Below are 16,232 nucleotides of genomic sequence, written 5' to 3' on the forward strand. Positions count from 1 at the left end.
GGTCGGGGAGGGTTCGGGCGGCACCATGCCTCAGCCGAGCCCGGCGGTCGAGGGGCCGAGGCGCGCGAGCAGCGCCCGGGTGTCTAGGCCCATCGTGCTGCCGGGGGTGCGGCCGCCCTCGCGGGCGAGGCGCGTCGCGGCGTAGCCGTCGGCCACGGCGGCGGGGGCAAGGCGGATCAGCGTGGCCGCGGTCAGCAGCGTGGCGAGGCTTTCGGCGAACCAGCGTGCCTCCGCCTCGGCCGGGGGGCCGGGCCAGCGGGCGCGGTGGGCGGCAAGGGCCGCGTCGTAGCGGCGGTCGGCGCCCTTCGCGGCGTCAAGCTCTGCGTCGACGGCGGCCACGGCGGCGGGTTCCTTCGCCACCGTGCGCAGGATGTCGAGGCAGATGACATTGCCCGACCCCTCCCAGATGCCGTTCAGCGGCGCCTCGCGGTAGAGCCAGGGCATGGCGGTATCCTCGACGTAGCCCATGCCGCCCATGACCTCCATCGCCTCCACCGCGACCAGCGGGCAGAGCTTGTTCGACAGGTATTTCGCCAGCGCCACGGCGAGACGGGCGAAGGCGCGGGCCCCGGGCGCGGGATCGTCGAAGGCCGCCGCGACGCGCAGGCCGAGGGCCGTCGCGCCTTCCCAATCGAGCGCGAGATCGGCGAGGACGGCGGCCATCAGCGGCTGGTCGATCAGCCGACGCTGGAAGGCGGTGCGATGGCTGGCCCAGTGATGCGCCTCGGTCAGTGCGGCCCGCATCAGGCCCGCCGGCGCCATGGCAGTGTCGAGGCGGGTGTGGTGGACCATCTCGATGATCGTCCGCACCCCCTGCCCCTCCTCGCCCAGCCGATAGGCCAGCGCCCGGTCGTATTCGATCTCGGCAGAGGCATTGGCGCGGTTGCCGAGCTTGTCCTTCAGCCGCATCAGGCGGATCGCGTTGCGTTCGCTCTCCAGCCAGCGCGGGACGAGGAAGCAGGTCAGCCCGCCGGGGGCCTGCGCAAGGGTCAGGAAGCCGTCGGACATCGGCGCGGAGCAGAACCACTTGTGGCCGGTGAGCCGCCAGGCGCCATCGGCGGGTTCGGCGCGGGTCGCGTTGGCACGGACGTCGGAGCCGCCCTGCTTCTCCGTCATTGCCATGCCCAGGGTGGCGCCCTCCTTCCCTGCCAGGGGAGCGACGGCAGGGTCGTAGCGGCGGGAGATGAGCTTGGGGCGCCAGACCTCAGCGAGCGCCGGATCGGCGGCAAGGGCCGGGACCGCGGCATAGGTCATCGTCATCGGGCAGCAGGTGCCGGGCTCCACCTGGCTGTGGAGATAGACCAGCGCGGCATGGCTGACATGGCCGCCTGCGGCACCCGTCCAGGGCAGCGCGGCGTAGCCGGCGGACAGGCCTTCGGACATCAGCCGGTGATAGGCGGGGTGAAAGGCGACCTCGTCAAGCCGCCGTCCGCCGGCGTCGAACAGGCGCAGGTCGGGCGGCACGCGCATCGCCTCCCTCCCCGCCGCGCGCAGTTCCGCCGTGCCGAGCGCGCGGCCCCGGGCGGCCAGATGGCGCGCGTCACCGCCAAGGGCCCCGACCGCGGCGGAGAGCGCCGGATCGGCGGCCCAGAGATCGGCATCGCCCCGCGGGTCGGGCTGGTTCAGCACCTCGTGGCCGGAGAGGCGGGATTGCGGTGGCAGCATCGGCGGACTCCCTCAAATCCCCTATAATTTACGGGAAATTTGCGCGAAGGGGATTCACAAAGCGAATCGGCTGTGCGAGACTCCCCCTACCGACCCGCAAGAGGCCGGAACGAGGCAGAGCATGACCAGCAAGAAGCGACCCCCGATCGGCGCCCTGATGTATTTCGCACTGGCGTTCATGGCAGGGGTGTATTTCACCTTCGCGGCCGTTCAGGGCGATTACGGGCTGTTCCGCCGGATCCAGGTGGAGGCCGAGGCGAAGGACCTCAAGACCCAGCGCGACGCGCTGCAGGCCCAGCTCGCGGCGCTGAAGAACAAGACGCGGCGGCTGTCGGACAAGTACCTCGACCTCGACCTGCTCGGCCAGCAGGCCCGTGACGTGCTGGGCCTGATGCGGCCGGACGAGATCGTCATCCGCTAGTCCGGAAGATCCGCCAGGCTGAAACCGCCCCTTTCCCGGGTCACGAAGCGGCGCTTCCCGGCCGGGAGCGGTTGACTTCCGCGAGCGCCAAGAGGAAATGTGACAGAATTATGACAGATCGGCGGGGCTTGACCCCGGCGACGGAGGTTCGGGTGGGCTCTATAGCGGTCCTTATCGGTTTGGGCGGCGCGGTGGCGCTGCTGCTCTTCGGCCTCCGGGAGGTTCGGGAGGGCATCACCGCGGCTTTCGGGCTGCGGCTGAAGCTGGTGCTGGGTCTGGGCACGCGGACGGTGCCGCGGGCCTTCCTGTCGGGCCTCGTGGCGACGCTGGGGCTGCAGTCCTCCACCGCGACGGCGCTGATGACGGCGGGATTCGTCGAGCGCGACATGATCCGCCGGAACCGGGCGCAGGTGGTGATGCTGGGGGCCAACCTCGGCACCGCGCTGACCGCCTGGGTGGTGGCGGCGGGCATCGAGGCGATCTCTCCCTTCCTGATCCTGGCGGGCTACGTCCTGCGCCGGCAGAGCCGGCCGGCGACGGCGGGCGTGGGGCGCGCGCTGACCGGCGTCGGGCTGATGCTGCTGGCGCTGGTGCTGCTGACGCAGGCCTCGGCGCCGATGCGGGATTCTCCGGCGCTGGGGGCGTTCCTCGGGCTTCTGGGGGGGGCGCTGCCGGTGGCCTTCGGGGTGGCGGCGGTGCTGGCGGTGCTCTGCTCCTCCTCCCTCGCCGTGGTGATGCTGATCCTGTCGCTGAACCTTTCGGGCGAGCTGAGCCCGGCGCTGGCGGTGGCGCTGGTACTGGGGGCCAATCTCGGCGGCGCGATCCCGCCGGTGCTGGCGACGCTCGGCTCCGCCCCCGCCGCGCGGCGGGTGACGATCGGCAACCTGATCGTGCGGGCGGCGGGCTGCATCGTCGCCCTGCCCTTCGCCGGGATCTTCGGGGACTGGCTGCAGGGCATGGGCCTGCGCGCGGGCAGCCTGCCGGTGGAGGCGCATCTGGCCTTCAACCTTGGCCTCGCAGCACTTGCCCTGCCCTTCGTCGCCCCCCTGACCGAGGCGCTTTCCCGCGCCCTTCCCGATACCGCGGCGGAGGGCGAGGAAGGCCCGCGCTGGCTGGACGAGGAGGCGCTGGAGCAGCCCGCCGTGGCGCTGGTCGGCGCGAGCCGCGAGGCGCTGGCGATCGGCGACCGGGTGGAGCGGATGATGACGCTGACCGCCACCGCGTTCCGCCGCAACGAGGCCGCGCCGCTGGTCGAGGTCGCCCGGATCGAGGACGAGGTCGACAAGCTGCAGCAGGCGGTGAAGCTCTACCTCTCCCGCCTCGGCGCGGATGCGTCGGAGGTGGACCGGCGACGGGCGATCGTGATCCTGGATTACGTCATCAACCTCGAACATGCCGGCGACATCATCGACAAGGGGCTGGTGCCGGAGGTGGAGAAGAAGATCGGCCTCGCGCTGCGCTTCTCGGAGGAAGGCTATCGCGAGCTGAACGCGCTGTTCCTCAGCACGCTGGACAACATCCGGATCGCCCAGACGATCTTCATGAGCCGCGACCGCAAGCTCGCCCGGCAGCTGGTGGAGGCCAAGGTGCAGATCCGGCACATGGAGCGGCAATCGGCGGAACGTCACTTCGACCGCCTGAGCGACGGGCACGCGGCGAGCCTGCACACCTCGTCGCTGCACCTCGATATGCTGCGCGACCTCAAGCGGGTGAACGCGCATATTTTCTCGGTCGCCTATCCGATCCTCGACGAGGAAGGCATGCTGGTCGAAAGCCGTCTGAAGGCCGGAGCCGAGGGCTGAAAACGGCCCTTTGGCGGGGGGCGCGAGCCATGCACTGAGCGCCGCCCCCCATGGGCGAATTTGCTCTCGCCCAATAAAAACCGATACGCTATAGATAGTTTAACGTTGAACTATCCGATCGGCGAAGGGAGGCACCGGCATGGCAACGCGCAAGCCTGCGGCCAAATCCAATACATCCAAGGAAGAACTTCTCGGCTTCTACCGCGAAATGCTGCTGATCCGGCGATTCGAGGAGAAGGCCGGCCAGCTCTACGGCATGGGGCTGATCGGCGGGTTCTGCCACCTCTACATCGGCCAGGAAGCGGTCGTCGTCGGCCTCGAGGCCGCGGCGGACGAGGGTGACAAGCGCGTCACCTCCTACCGCGACCACGGCCACATGCTCGCCTGCGGGATGGACCCGAAGGGGGTGATGGCGGAGCTGACAGGCCGGACGGACGGCTACTCCAAGGGCAAGGGCGGGAGCATGCACATGTTCTCGAAGGAGCGGCACTTCTACGGCGGGCACGGCATCGTCGGCGCTCAGGTGCCGATCGGGGCCGGCCTCGCCTTCTCGGACAAGTACAAGGGCGACGACCGCGTCACCTTCGTCTATTTCGGCGACGGCGCGGCCAACCAGGGCCAGGTCTACGAGACCTACAACATGGCCGAGCTCTGGGATCTGCCGGTGGTCTTCGTGATCGAGAACAACCAGTATGCGATGGGCACCTCGGTGAAGCGCTCGACGAAGTCGAAGACGCTGTTCGAGCGCGGCGTCGCCTACGGCATCACCGGCGAGCAGGTCGACGGGATGGACGTGCTGGCGGTGAAGGCCGCGGGCCAGAAGGCCGTGGCGCACTGCCGTGCCGGGAAGGGCCCCTACATCCTCGAGATGATGACCTACCGCTACCGCGGCCACTCGATGTCCGACCCCGCGAAATACCGCACCCGCGAGGAAGTACAGAAGATGCGCGAGGAGAAGGACCCGATCGAGAACGTGCGCGATCTTCTGATCACCGGCGGTCATGCCTCCGACGACGATCTCAAGGCGATCGACAAGGAGATCAAGGCGGTGGTGAACGATGCCGCGGAATTCTCCAAGGAAAGCCCCGAGCCGGATGTTGCCGAGCTCTGGACCGACATTTACGCCTGAGGGGGAGAGACATGGCGACCGAAATCCTGATGCCCGCACTGTCCCCGACGATGGAAGAGGGGACGCTGGCGAAATGGCTGGTGAAGGAGGGCGACACCGTCACCTCCGGCATGATCCTGGCCGAGATCGAGACCGACAAGGCGACGATGGAATTCGAGGCCGTCGACGAAGGTATCGTCGGCAAGATCCTCGTGACCGAGGGCACCGAGGGCGTGAAGGTGAACACGCCCATCGCGGTGCTTGTCGAGGAAGGCGAGAGTGCCGATGACGTGAAGGTCTCGGCCCCCGCCGCCGCGCCCGAGGCGCCGAAGGCAGAGGCCTCCGTGCCTGCGACCGCCGCGGCCCCTGCGCCCGCCGCCCCCGTCTCCAACGCCTCGCCCGACTGGCCCGAGGGAACGGAGATGAAGACCATGACGGTGCGCGAGGCGCTCCGCGAGGCGATGGCCGAGGAGATGCGGCGCACGCCGGAGGTCTTCCTGATGGGCGAGGAGGTGGCCGAATACCAGGGCGCCTACAAGATCAGCCAGGGCCTGCTGGACGAGTTCGGCGCCAAGCGCGTGATCGACACGCCGATCACCGAGCATGGCTTCGCCGGCATCGGCGTCGGCGCGGCCTTCGGCGGGCTCAGGCCCATCGTCGAGTTCATGACCTTCAACTTCGCCATGCAGGCGATCGACCAGATCATCAACTCGGCGGCCAAGACGCTCTACATGTCCGGCGGCCAGATGGGCTGCCCGATCGTCTTCCGCGGCCCGAACGGCGCTGCCGCCCGCGTCGGCGCCCAGCACAGCCAGGACTACGCGGCCTGGTATTCGATGATCCCGGGCCTGAAGGTTGCGATGCCGTATTCGGCAGCCGATGCGAAAGGCCTGCTGAAATCGGCCATCCGCGATCCGAACCCGGTGATCTTCCTGGAGAACGAGATCCTCTACGGCCGCAGCTTCGACGTGCCTCAGATCGAGGATTTCACCGTTCCCTTCGGCAAGGCGAAGGTGTGGCGCGAGGGCACGGACGTGACCATCGTCAGCTTCGGCATTGGCATGCAATACGCCCTCGAGGCCGCCGACAAGCTGGCCGAGGACGGGATCAGCGCCGAGGTCATCGACCTGCGCACTCTGCGCCCGATCGACTATGACACGGTGCTCGCCTCTGTGATGAAGACGAACCGCTGCGTGACGGTTGAGGAGGGCTTCCCGGTGGGTTCCATCGGCAACCACCTTTCGGCCACGATCATGGCGCGCGCCTTCGACTATCTCGACGCGCCGGTGCTCAACTGCGCCGGCAAGGACGTGCCGATGCCCTATGCGGCAAATCTCGAGAAGCTCGCGCTGGTGACCACCGCCGAGGTGATCGAGGCCGTCCATCAAGTGACCTACCGCTGAGGAGGAGAGAATGGCGACCGAAATCCTGATGCCCGCGCTCTCCCCCACGATGGAGGAAGGCACGCTGGCGAAATGGCTGGTGAAGGAAGGCGATACCGTCTCCTCCGGCGACATCCTCGCCGAGATCGAGACCGACAAGGCGACGATGGAATTCGAGGCCGTCGATGAAGGTATCGTCGGCAAGATCCTCGTGGCCGAGGGGACCGAGGGCGTGAAGGTGAACACGCCCATCGCGGTGCTGGTCGAGGAAGGCGAGGACCCGGCCGAGATCTCGGCCCCGAAAGCCGCGCCGAAGGCCGAGGCCACGCCCGCTCCTGCGGCGGCAGCCCCTGCGCCTGCTGCGCCCCAGGCACCCGCCACCCCTGCCCCTGCGGCCCCGAAGGCCGGCGGCGCCCGTGTTTTCGCCTCGCCACTGGCGCGGCGGATCGCGGCGGAAAAGGGTCTCGACCTTACCCAGATCAAGGGTACCGGTCCGCATGGCCGGATCGTGAAGGCCGATGTCGAGGGTGCCAAGGCCGCCCCGGCTGCTGCTGCGGCACCGGCGGCCGCCGCGGCACCTGCCCAGGCAGCCGCTGCAGCCGCGCAGAAGGGCATGGCGACGGAAACGGTCCTGAAGATGTACGCCGATCGCGACTTCGAGGAAGTCATGCTCGACGGCATGCGCAAGACCATCGCCAGCCGCCTGACCGAGGCCAAGCAGACGATCCCGCATTTCTACCTGCGGAGAGAGGTTCAGATCGACGCGCTTCTGGCCTTCCGCGCCGAGCTGAACCACAAGCTCTCCGGCCGCGGCGTGAAGCTCTCGGTGAACGACTTCATCATCAAGGCCTGTGCGCTGGCGCTGCAGGAGGTCCCGGACGCCAATGCCGTCTGGGCCGGAGACCGAATCCTGAAGCTGAAGCCCTCGGACGTGGCGGTGGCCGTCGCGATCGACGGCGGGCTCTTCACCCCGGTGCTACGCGACGCGCAATCGAAATCGATCTCCGCGCTTTCCGCCGAGATGAAGGACCTCGCCACCCGCGCCAAGACGAAGAAGCTCGCCCCGCACGAATATCAGGGCGGCAGCTTCGCGATCTCCAACCTCGGCATGTTCGGCATCGACAACTTCGACGCCGTCATCAACCCGCCGCATGGTGCGATCCTCGCCGTTGGCGCCGGGGTGAAGAAGCCGGTGGTGGCAGAGGACGGCTCGATCAAGGCCGCGACGGTGATGTCGATGACGCTCTCGGTCGACCACCGGGTGATCGACGGCGCGCTGGGGGCCCAGTTTCTCAAGGCCGTGGTCGAGAACCTCGAGAACCCGATGGCGATGCTCGCCTGAGCCAGCCGCCCCGGACAAAAAAATATGGGCCGGAGGCATCCCTCCGGCCCGTTTCATTTTCTGCCTTCAAATATCCCCGCCGGAGGCGCGCCGCGAAAGCGGCGTTCAGCCGCCCTGACCGATGATCTGGTCCATCTTGACCGAGGGCTGGTCGCATCCCGCGTCGCCGACGATCCGTGCCGGCACGCCGGCCACGGTCTTGCAGCAGGGCACCTCGTGCAGCACCACCGAACCCGCGGCGATCCGGGAATTGTCGCCGACCTTGATGTTGCCCAGCACCTTCGCCCCGGCGCCGATCATCACGCCATTGCCGATCTTCGGATGCCGGTCGCCATCTTCCTTGCCGGTCCCGCCCAAAGTCACCGAATGCAGCATGGAGACGTTGTCGCCCACCACTGCCGTTTCGCCGATGACGATGGAATGGGCGTGGTCGATCATGATCCCGCGCCCCAGCCGCGCCGCCGGGTGGATATCCACGCCGAAGACCTCGGACACGCGCATCTGGATCAGATAGGCCATGTCGCGCCGCCCTTGGGTCCAGAGCCAGTGACCGATCCGGTAAGCCTGGATCGCCTGGTATCCCTTGAAGAACAGCACCGGCTGCAGCAGGCGGTGGCAGGCCGGGTCGCGGTCGAACACCGCCACGAGGTCCGCCCGCGCCGCCTGGCCAAGGTCGGGATCGCTGCCATAGGCCTCGTCCGCGATCTCGCGCAGAATCTGCTCGCCGACCTCGCCCGAGGCGAGCTTCAGCGAAAAGCGATACGCCAGGGCCCGCTCCAGCGTCGCGTGATGCAAGAGGTTCGAATGCATCAGCCCGCCCAGCAGCGGCTCGTCAAGCAGCGCCTGGCGGGCCTCTTCGCGGATGCGGGTCCAGACCGGATCGACGGATGCGACTTTCGCCCTGGTTTCGGCCATGATGGTCTCCCTTCGCCGGCGTTCTACACCAGATAGGGGGGTCGCATCATCCGGAAAGAGGGGGCGGAGGAAAAAACCGCCGGAGCGTTGCGCCGCGCCAAGAGCGCCGCGATGACCTGGCCAAGGCAGCAAAGGTAGTCGCTGTCGGAAAGAAACGGCTCCGGGCGCAGGCGCCGGCGCAAGGCCGCAGCCATCAGGCTGCCGTCACCGAAGCGCGGATGGACCCTGCCCAGGCGGCTGAGATAGCGATCGGCAACCTCCGCCTCAGCGATCATCCGCAGCAAAAGCCCCTCCCGCGCCGCAGGTGCGACGGTCCGCAGGACCCGCGCCGCCGCGGTGAGATCACCGTGAAGGATCTGCCGCATCACGCCCCCGGTAACGCCAGGTCCAGTGCGTGGACGGCGATCCGCACCCGGCCCCCGCTGAACGCCCCGCCCGTCGCCGTCAGCACCAGCGAAGCCGCGCCCCAGTAGGTCAGCGGCTGCGACAGCATCCCTCGCACGTAGGATCCCTGCGCGAGGCCGAGGCCGCTTCCGAACCGGTCCTCCACCCCGGCAGTGCCGAGTTGCCAGGTCGAGAGCGTCCCAGTGATCGCCTCCGTCACCCGCGCCGTCACCGCGAAGACCATAAGGCCGGAGGCGATCTGCTGGGTGGTGGTCGAACTCGCCCCCGCCGCGATCTCGTGGTCGAACTCGTCGATCCGCATCAGCGTCGCCGCCCCGCTGGGCGAGAGCGCCAGAAGATCCGCCCGCCAGGCCTCCCCGTCATGAAGCACCACCACGCTCTCGTCGGCGACAAACCCGCGCCAGCCGCGCTTGGGAGAGGCGAAGACCCAGCCGCCATTGGCGTAGACGGCAACCTTGCCGTCCTGCCCTGCCCAATCGTTCACCGCACCCAGGGGTACGGCATAGGCCGCCCCTTCCACGGCCGCGCCGGGCGGGGCGGTAAGGCTCCGCGAGGCCAGAACCATCTGCGTCAGCCCGTCGAGACGCGCGAGGGCCTCGTTCACGGTCACATGCTTCTGCGCCTGGCTCGGCGCCAGCAGCGGCAGGTTCAGTTGCGAGGTCTCAGACATCGATCTCCATCTCCGTGAAAGGGCCCGGCCCGAAGCGGTCGGAAAGCTGCGCGACGGCGAGGGTGAAGCGGCCCGGCGCTCCGTCCGCGATCCGGTCTCCCGCCGCGTAGGTCCAGTTCGGCGCGCCGACGGTCGCCTCTCGCAGAATGGCGCCATCCACGATCACGCGGACCAGATACCCCTCGTAGGCCTCGCCCAGAGGCACGTCTGCCGCTGCCCAACTGTCCCCGTCGATCCGGGTCCGCCGGACCCAGCGCAGCGCCACGTCACCCGAGGCCGAGACCTCCGCAGCCAGATGGCAGGGCGCGTAGGGCCTCAGCCCGACCCCTTCGAAGGCCGCGACAAGGTGAGTGTAGGAGGGATCGTCATAGCTCCGCGCCGCAGGCCCGACCCGGTAATGCTGCGCCACGTCCCGCAGCGCCGGGGCCAGGGCGATCTGCGGCACCCCGGCAAGCATCACCACGTAGCTCCCCACCGGCCAGGCATCCGGCATCCCGGCATCGCTGCCGAGCTGGCCGCGCAGCCGCATCGACAGCTCGTAGACGCCGGGTTCCACCAGCGCGGCATGGGCGAACTGGAAAAGCTCCCAGTTCCCCGAGGATCCATCCCCGATCGCCGCAAGATTGGCGCCGTTCAACACCTGCGCCTCGGTCGCCGAGGCCAGGGCCCCGCCATAGACGCGGAGGCGCAGCCCCGCCCCCCGATCCCAGAGCCCGGGCGTTGCGCGGTAAAGCGGCGCCTCCGTCACCCCGACGATCGCCGGCCCTGTGACCAGAAGGTTCAGCCCGTAGCCCGCATCCTCGCCCGCCGAATAACACGCCACCGCGCCCGGCCAGGGTGTGGCCGTCACCGCGAGATGCGGCGCCTGTGGTACCTCGTCCCCGGTGATCAGCGGCAGATCGAGGAAGAGCGGAAACACGGGCACCGGCGCCACGAAGGCCCGCGGCACGACGGAGGAGGCGACGCTGTCCGACGGCAGATAGGTCGCGCTCTCGACCTTCACCGCCTCGACGGCACGGGCCTCCGCCTCCTCCACCCGGTCGATGCGGTAGCGTTCGCCCTTCAGCACCACCACATCGCCCGCGCCCAGCGCAGACTGCGACGGCGGCAGCGAGAACTTCACCGTCTCGCGCGCCACCCGCGCCTCGGCAAGCCAGCGTTCGGTGATCGCCCGCCCCTCGCCCTGCGTCAGGACCAGCGGCAGGTCGGTGACCGCCACGGAATGTTCCGCCGCGTCGGGGAAGATCGCCTCCGCCGCGCGGGCCTGATAATCGCCTTCCGCCTCGACGAAATTCAGCCGCACGCAGCCCGAGGTCTCCGCCGCCGCCGCGCGCTCCGCCGCCAGCGTGCCGGCGGAGGCGCCGGTCTCGACGACGCGCTCCGGATCGACCTCCCCCGCCGGCTCGCCCCCCCGGATGGCGAAACGCAGGGTCCCGTTCCGCTCTGCCACGTCCGCGCCGTAGCCCATCAGAAGCGGTTGCAGCGCGGATCGCGCACTCCCCGTCTCGGCCACCGAATAGCCGCGCACATAGCCGTAAAGCCCCGCCACATCGGGCGCGGTGACGCCCGAGGCCTCGCATATCTCCGCCACCACGTTCGCCAGCGGCTGGCCAGAGGCCCGCCCGGTCAGCCAATGCCCCGTCGCATAATTCGCCCCATCCGCCCAGAGATCGGTGTTCAGGGGGAAGTACGGATAGGGCCGCGCGTCCCAGGCCCAGACATGGGCATGCTCCATATCCACCATCCGCCCGCCATAGACGGAGGAGACGGGATTGTGCCCCGCCTGCCCCCAGTAGCCGATGACCGCACGCAGGTACTGCAGCTGGATCAGGTCATCCCGCACCCCGCTTGAATAGCGCGGGGCAGCGGATTCGGACGATTTGGGATCGACGAACTTGTTCGGCTCGTTCGTCCCCTTGTCGATCGCCGGGCAGCCGAACTCGTCCACCCATGCGGCGTCGAACTGCGGGCCGCGCAGGCTCTCAGGCTCATGCGCCGAGAAGACCTGCGCCACCGCGCCATTGGGCCAGACCAGCCGCTTGCGCGAGGCCTCCCACTCCGGCCGCCGGTCGGGGGGCGAGCAGGCAAGGATCCCGCTCTCTCCCATCACCATGACCTCGCGGACCTGTTCGATGGTCTCGCCCACCAGCGCCACGTGACGCGCCGCGCCCGCATCGGGGGGCCGCGCACCCTCGACCTGCATGCGCACCCATTCCGCGCCCGCCCGCGTCTTGCCCGCTCCGCGCCCGCCCATGATCACCCAGCTCCGCCAGGCGCCCGTCGGCGGCAGCTGATGCGGCAGCGCCCAGAACTCGAAGATCCACGGCAGCGCCACCAGCGCGGCATTGCTCAGCCCGTCGAGGAACTCATCCACCATCTCCGGCGTTGCGGAGGCAAGCCAGGCGGCGCCCGATCTCAGCCCGGGCCCCGTCGAAATCGAGAGATCCGGGCCCGAGACCTTCAACGTCTGTGCGGAATTTTTCAATCGTCGCCCTTTCGTTCAGAACAGCCAGCAACGCCTGCCGGAATTCCCGCGCATGGCTTGCCGCAGCCCGGGCCGCGGCCGGCTCGCCCGCCCGCGCCTCGTCGATGACCAGCGCGAAGGCATCGGCCGCGCTTTCGTAAAGCAGCGCCGCGTGAGAGATCATCTCCCTCGGGTCGGCGCCCTTCCCGGAAGTGTCGGTTCCCATCTGGCCTCGATCCTGCCCACTCGGTCGCCCCCGGCGGATGAAAAAAGCGGCGCCCGGGTTGCCCCGGGGCCGCTTGCCCACCTCTTGCATCATGTCAGAAGCTATACCCCGGACCGTGCGCCGAGTCAACCGCAAAACACTTGCAGATCAATGACTTGCGTACGGTCCGTTAACGCCCCCTTAACCTTCACCAAGGCGCCGCCGCCCCGGCTCAGTTGCCCGAGCCGGCACCCGCCTTCTCGCCCGCCGCCTGCATCGCCCGGAACTTGGCGACGTTGCGGTTCTGCTCGGCCAGCGTCTTGGCAAAGACATGCCCGTCCTTCGGATCCAGGCTCTTGGCCACGAAGTAAAGGTAATCCGTGTTCGCCGGATGCAGCGCCGCCTCGATCGCGGCCTTGCCCGGGTTGGCGATCGGCGTCGGCGGCAGGCCCTCGACGACATAGGTGTTGTAGGGCGTAGCCGCCCTCAGCTCGCTCTGCCTCAGCCCCCGGCCAAGCGTGCCCTTGCCGTGGGTGATGCCATAGATCACCGCCGGGTCGGTCTGCAGCCGAATATGGTCCTTCAGCCGGTTCAGGAAGACCGAGGCGATGATCGGACGCTCCGACGGAACCCCGGTTTCCTTCTCGATCAGCGAGGCCATCACCAGCGCCTCGTTCGGCGTCTTGTAGGGCAGGCCCGCGGCCCGCTTGGCCCAGAGCTCGGAAAGCGTCTGCGCCTGCCGCTCCTGCATCGCTGCGACCAGCTCGGCGCGCATCTCGCCCTTGGTCACCTCGTAGCTGCCGGGCGCGACACTCCCCTCGTCGGGCTGCTTGGCCAGCTTGCCGCTCAGAAACCCGGCATGCGCCAGCGCATTGGTCAGCTGCCAGCTCGTCGCGCCCTCGGCCAGGATCACGCGGTAGCGGGTGTCGGGCTCGCTCTCGGCCTTGGTGAAGGCCTCCGGCGCCGGGTCCTTGACCGGGTCGAACTTGGCGATCTCGGCCAGGTTTTCGGTCGCCGGGTCAAGCTGGCGCACCACCATCTCCTCATCGGTCACGCCGATGCGGTAGTTCACTTCGGTGCCGCAGGTGCTCTGCCCGCCCTTGGTCAGCACGCCAAGGATATCCTGCATCGAGGACGCGGGCTTGATCAGGTAGCTGCCGTAACGCAGATCCTGCGCCTTGCCGGAATATTCCGCACCCAGCCGGAACACCATGCCCGACCGGATCGCCCCCTTCTGCGCCAGCTCCCGCGACAGGCCGGAGACGGTCGCCCCCTTGTCCACCCGCACGCAGATCGCGGTTTTCAGCGGGCCCGGCCCTGTATAGCTCCGCTCGCCCCAGCCGACGATGCCGACGATCACGATCAGGATGACGATGAAGAACGTCAGCGCGTTCGAGGCGACGGACCGCCACATCAGGCGTCGTACCTCCCGAGGACGAGGCTCGCATTGGTCCCGCCGAAGCCGAAGGAGTTGGACAGCGCCACCTCGATCGTTCGCTTCCGCGCCACCTGCGGCGCAAGGTCCAGTTTCGGCTCCACCGCCGGGGTCTCCAGGTTGATGGTCGGCGGCGCCACCTGGTCACGCAGGGCGAGGATGCAGAAGATCGCCTCCACCGCGCCCGCCGCGCCCAGAAGATGGCCCGTGGAACTCTTGGTCGAGGACATCGTCGCCTTGGCCGCGGCATTGCCCAGCAGCCGCTCGACCGCGCCCAGTTCGATCACATCGGCCATGGTCGAGGTGCCATGGGCATTGATGTAATCGATCCGATCCGGCGTCAGCCCGGCCCGCTTCAGCGCCGCGTCCATGGCGCGGTAGCCGCCATCGCCGTCCTCGGAGGGCGCGGTGATGTGATAGGCGTCGCCCGACAGGCCGTAGCCCAGCACCTCGGCATAGATCTTCGCGCCGCGGGCCTTGGCGTGTTCGTATTCCTCCAGCACGACGCATCCCGCGCCCTCGCCCATCACGAAACCGTCACGGTCGGCGTCATAGGGGCGCGAGGCCTGCTCCGGCGCGTCCCCGCGCTTGGTCGAAAGCGCCTTGCAGGCGTTGAACCCAGCAATCCCGATCTCGCTGATCGGGCTCTCGGCGCCGCCGGCGACCATCACGTCGGCATCGCCCCACTGGATCAGCCGCGCCGCATCGCCGATGGCATGCGCGCCGGTCGAACAGGCGGTGACGACCGCATGGTTTGGCCCCTTGAAGCCGAAGCGGATGGAGACCTGGCCCGAGATCAGGTTGATCAGCGCGCCCGGAATGAAGAAGGGAGAGACCCGCCGCGGCCCGCGTTCCTTGATCAGAACGGCAGTCTCGGCAATCGAGGTCAGCCCGCCGATGCCGGAGCCGATCATCACGCCGGTTCTCAGCTTCTCCTCCTCCGAGGGAGCCTCCCACCCGGCATCCTTCACCGCCTGAACGGCGGCGGCCATGCCGTAGAGGATGAAATCGTCGACCTTGCGCTGGTCCTTCGGTTCCATCCACTCGTCAGGATTGAACGTCCCGTCGGAGCCGTCGCCGCGCGGGATCTCGCAGGCATAGGTCGTGGCCAGATGGCTGGCGTCGAAACGAGAGATCGTGCGCGCTCCCGACTGCCCGGCGATCAGCCGCTCCCAGCTCCACTCAACCCCGCAGGCGAGCGGAGAGACCATCCCCAGCCCGGTGACAACAACCCGACGCATGCAAGTCCCTCTCGATGCCGCAACCCGGCTCCAGATACACGGCCCTTTGCCGCCACGCAATCCGAAGGCGTCCCCGGCTCGGCCCGAACCTGCCGGTGCCGATGGCGAAAACCTCCCCGCCGGGGCCCGCGGGCCCCGTCGGCGGGGCCTTCTGGGGCTGATATCCGGGCCCGGATGGACGCGCGCCCGCTCAGCGATAGAACTCCGGGCGCGGCGGCAGCGCGATCTCGACGGGCTGACAATCGCGCAGTGAGGCAGCGATCTGTTCGGCCACGGCGACGGTCACATAGCCGTCCCAGGCCGTGGCCCCGCCAAGCCGCCCCGCCGCCATCCCGTCGACCCAGCCCTGCATCTGGTCGCGGTAGGCCTGCGCGAAGCGCGGGATCCAGTCGGCCGGGAAATCAAAGCCATGCGCGCCGGCCGCATTGGTCAGGGCCAGCCCCGGCGGCGCCATCTCCACCGTGCCCTGCTCGCCCACGATCTGCGCATGGACGTGATAGCCATAGCCCGCGTTGATGTTCACCTCGGTGGAGACGACCTGCCCCCCATCGGTGCGCATCGTCACCATCAGCAGCCCCCGGTCGCCCGCCGGGAACACCTGCGCCGAGGTGATCTCGGCCCCGAGCAGCCAGCGGCTGATGTCGATCTCGTGCGAGAACGAATTGGTGATCGCCATCGGCCCGCTGAACCAGTCGGGGACAGAGACGTTGCGGTGGACGTTGTGCAGGACCGTCGCCCGCCCGATCCGGCCGGAGCCGAGCACCGCCTTCAGCTCGCCATAGGCCGCATCGTAGCGCCGCATGAAGCCAAGCTGCACCAGCCGCCGCCCGCCCGCCGCCTCGGCCTCGACGATCCTCAGCGCTTCCGCCGCGCGATGGGCCATGGGCTTTTCCAGCAGCGCCGGCTTGCCCGCGGCCAGGCAGGCCAGCGCGTATTCGGCGTGGGTCTCGTCGGGCGAGGCGATGACCACCGCCGCCACCTCCGGCGCCGCGATAAGGGCCAGCGGATCGCTAAAGACGGGCGCGTCCCCGGCCGCCGCCGCGGCCCGCGCGGGATCCCGGTCGCAAACCCCGGCCAGATGCGCGCCAGAGACCGCCCGGCGCAGGATCCGGGCATGTTCCGCCCCCATAACCCCTGCCCCGATCACGCCAATTCCCAGATCCATCCGCGCCTCCCC

The 16,232-nt window shown here is 68.9% G+C and carries 14 protein-coding genes; 5 read left to right on the forward strand and 9 right to left on the reverse strand.

The genetic code is table 11. The features are described 5' to 3' along the window. Positions 1-30: 30 nt before the first annotated feature. On the reverse strand, positions 31-1,665 hold the full coding sequence (locus EIP85_RS01960) for an acyl-CoA dehydrogenase family protein (RefSeq protein WP_127900446.1): 1,635 nt from the start codon (positions 1,663-1,665) through the stop codon (positions 31-33). A 121-nt stretch (positions 1,666-1,786) separates the two neighbouring features. On the opposite strand from EIP85_RS01960, the gene EIP85_RS01965 reads away from it, so the two are divergent. From EIP85_RS01965 to EIP85_RS01985, 5 genes are all read left to right on the forward strand, one after another. After that, on the forward strand, positions 1,787-2,086 hold the full coding sequence (locus EIP85_RS01965; RefSeq protein WP_127900447.1) for an FtsB family cell division protein: 300 nt from the start codon (positions 1,787-1,789) through the stop codon (positions 2,084-2,086). 152 nt (positions 2,087-2,238) lie between these two features. Next, the gene (locus EIP85_RS01970; protein ID WP_127900448.1) at positions 2,239-3,888 is read left to right on the forward strand and encodes a Na/Pi cotransporter family protein; all 1,650 of its coding nucleotides are present in this window, start codon (positions 2,239-2,241) and stop codon (positions 3,886-3,888) included. A 139-nt stretch (positions 3,889-4,027) separates the two neighbouring features. Next, on the forward strand, positions 4,028-5,017 hold the full coding sequence (gene pdhA, locus EIP85_RS01975) for a pyruvate dehydrogenase (acetyl-transferring) E1 component subunit alpha (protein WP_127900449.1): 990 nt from the start codon (positions 4,028-4,030) through the stop codon (positions 5,015-5,017). Positions 5,018-5,028: 11 nt separating this feature from the next. Then, positions 5,029-6,399, forward strand: coding sequence for a pyruvate dehydrogenase complex E1 component subunit beta (locus EIP85_RS01980; protein WP_127900450.1), 1,371 nt, complete (start codon positions 5,029-5,031; stop codon positions 6,397-6,399). Positions 6,400-6,409: 10 nt separating this feature from the next. Next, complete coding sequence (locus EIP85_RS01985; RefSeq protein WP_127900451.1) at positions 6,410-7,720, forward strand: pyruvate dehydrogenase complex dihydrolipoamide acetyltransferase; 1,311 nt, start codon at positions 6,410-6,412, stop codon at positions 7,718-7,720. Between the two features lie 105 nt (positions 7,721-7,825). Here the strand turns inward: EIP85_RS01985 and cysE are convergent, their stop codons facing one another. The 8 genes from cysE to EIP85_RS02025 all read right to left on the reverse strand — a co-directional run bounded on the left by cysE (position 7,826) and on the right by EIP85_RS02025 (position 16,220). Next, on the reverse strand, positions 7,826-8,635 hold the full coding sequence (gene cysE / locus EIP85_RS01990; protein WP_127900452.1) for a serine O-acetyltransferase: 810 nt from the start codon (positions 8,633-8,635) through the stop codon (positions 7,826-7,828). 23 nt (positions 8,636-8,658) lie between these two features. Beyond that, positions 8,659-9,000 (reverse strand): DUF7742 family protein, encoded by a 342-nt coding sequence (locus EIP85_RS01995; protein ID WP_127900453.1) that lies wholly within the window; start codon positions 8,998-9,000, stop codon positions 8,659-8,661. Next, entirely contained in the window at positions 9,000-9,710 is a 711-nt protein-coding gene (locus tag EIP85_RS02000; RefSeq protein WP_164871617.1) for a DUF2793 domain-containing protein, read from the reverse strand. Before EIP85_RS02000 ends, EIP85_RS01995 begins: the two co-directional genes overlap by 1 nt. Continuing rightward, on the reverse strand, positions 9,703-12,087 hold the full coding sequence (locus EIP85_RS02005) for a phage tail protein (RefSeq protein ID WP_127900455.1): 2,385 nt from the start codon (positions 12,085-12,087) through the stop codon (positions 9,703-9,705). Before EIP85_RS02005 ends, EIP85_RS02000 begins: the two co-directional genes overlap by 8 nt. Continuing rightward, positions 12,077-12,400, reverse strand: a complete 324-nt coding sequence (locus tag EIP85_RS02010; protein WP_127900456.1) for a hypothetical protein — start codon at positions 12,398-12,400, stop codon at positions 12,077-12,079. The genes EIP85_RS02005 and EIP85_RS02010 overlap by 11 nt, the downstream gene beginning before the upstream one ends. 211 nt (positions 12,401-12,611) lie before the next feature. Continuing rightward, positions 12,612-13,793 carry an endolytic transglycosylase MltG gene (gene mltG, locus EIP85_RS02015; RefSeq protein ID WP_127900457.1) on the reverse strand — a complete coding sequence of 394 codons (1,182 nt, stop codon included), beginning with the start codon at positions 13,791-13,793 and terminating at the stop codon, positions 12,612-12,614. Beyond that, positions 13,793-15,055 carry a beta-ketoacyl-ACP synthase II gene (fabF, locus tag EIP85_RS02020; protein WP_127900458.1) on the reverse strand — a complete coding sequence of 421 codons (1,263 nt, stop codon included), beginning with the start codon at positions 15,053-15,055 and terminating at the stop codon, positions 13,793-13,795. The genes mltG and fabF overlap by 1 nt, the downstream gene beginning before the upstream one ends. 190 nt (positions 15,056-15,245) lie before the next feature. Beyond that, positions 15,246-16,220: a Gfo/Idh/MocA family oxidoreductase gene (locus tag EIP85_RS02025; RefSeq protein ID WP_127900459.1), complete on the reverse strand. Its 975-nt coding sequence runs from the start codon at positions 16,218-16,220 to the stop codon at positions 15,246-15,248. Positions 16,221-16,232: the final 12 nt, after the last annotated feature.

Source organism: Solirhodobacter olei (assembly GCF_004010155.1).
Classification (GTDB): domain Bacteria; phylum Pseudomonadota; class Alphaproteobacteria; order Rhodobacterales; family Rhodobacteraceae; genus Solirhodobacter; species Solirhodobacter olei.